The organism is Micromonospora sp. ATLC16 (genome assembly GCF_057196645.1).
Genome location: NZ_JBXUOW010000158.1, coordinates 1 through 1,317 on the forward strand (window position 1 = coordinate 1; position 1,317 = coordinate 1,317).

A 1,317-nucleotide genomic window follows, 5' to 3' on the forward strand; every position below is an offset into this window, starting at 1 on the left:
TGTCCCGCACCGGGTTTGATGGAGACATCGAAACCTGGGAGGAACACCAGCGATGCCGGCACCGAAGAAGTACAACGATGAGCTGCGTGAGCGTGCGACCCGGTTGGCGGTCGAGGCCCGCCGGGATCCGGCGTCCGCGGTCGGGGCGATCCGCCGGATCGCCGGGCAGCTCGGCATTCATCCGGAGGCGTTGCGCACGTGGGTGAAGAAGGCCGAGACCGACGCCGGTGACCGTCCGGGCACGACCAGCAGCGACGCGGAACGCCTCGCCGCGTTGGAACGGGAGAATCGTGAGCTGCGGCGGGCCAACCAGATCCTGAAGTCCGCGGCGAGTTTCTTCGCGGCGGAGCTGGACCGTCCGTCGCGATGAAGGTCGACTTCGTCGACTCCCAGAAGGCCGAACACGGTGTCCAGCCGGTCCTGCAGGCGCTCGAAGACACGCCGGCACAGATCGCACCGTCGACCTACTACGCCGCCAAGACCCGCCCCGCAAGCGCACGCTCCCGGCGGGATGAGGAGCTGACCGCGATGATCGAGCGGATCCACGCGGAGAACTACGGCGTCTACGGCGCTCGCAAGCTCTGGCACGAGCTGCGCCGACGCGGTGTGCGAGTGGCCCGGTGCACCATCGAGCGGCTGATGCGCGAGTCCGGGCTGCGCGGGCTGCTGCGTGACAAGTCGCCGCGCACGACCCGGCCCGCAGCCGAGACCGGACGCCCGGGTGACCTGGTCAAACGGGACTTCACCGCAGAACATCCGAACCAGCTGTGGGTCGCCGACCTGACCTACGTGCGCACCAGCGTGGGCTGGGTGTACGCCGCGTTCGTCCTCGACGTGCACTCCCGCATGATCGTCGGCTGGCAGGTCGCCACCAGCCTCTACACGGATCTGGCCCTCGACGCGCTGAAAATGGCGATCTGGCGCCGCGAGAATCAGGGCGCTGACCTGCGCAAACTGGTCCATCACTCGGACAGGGGAGTCCAGTATCGAGCGATTCGCTACAGCCAACGGCTCGCCGAGGCCGGCGCTGTCGCCTCGGTCGGGTCCAAGGGCGACTCGTATGACAACGCGATGGCCGAGGCGTTCAACTCCCTGTACAAGGCCGAACTCGTCCGCAACCGAGGTCCGTGGCGCGGGCTCGACGACCTGGAGATGGCCACCGTCGAGTACATCGACTGGTACAACAACCGGCGCCTGCACGGCGAACTCGGACACGTCCCGCCCGCCGAACACGAGGCACTACACGCGATGACCCAGCCGGTCACCGCACCCCTGAAAACCAGCTAACCAACTCTCCACCAAACCCGGGGCTTGACA

General features: G+C 67.4%; 1 pseudogene. It reads left to right on the forward strand.

The features are described from left to right. The first annotated feature begins 52 nt into the window (after window positions 1-52). Window positions 53-1,287, forward strand: a pseudogene (locus AC2CHE_RS26830) (IS3 family transposase). The last annotated feature ends 30 nt before the right edge of the window (window positions 1,288-1,317 follow it).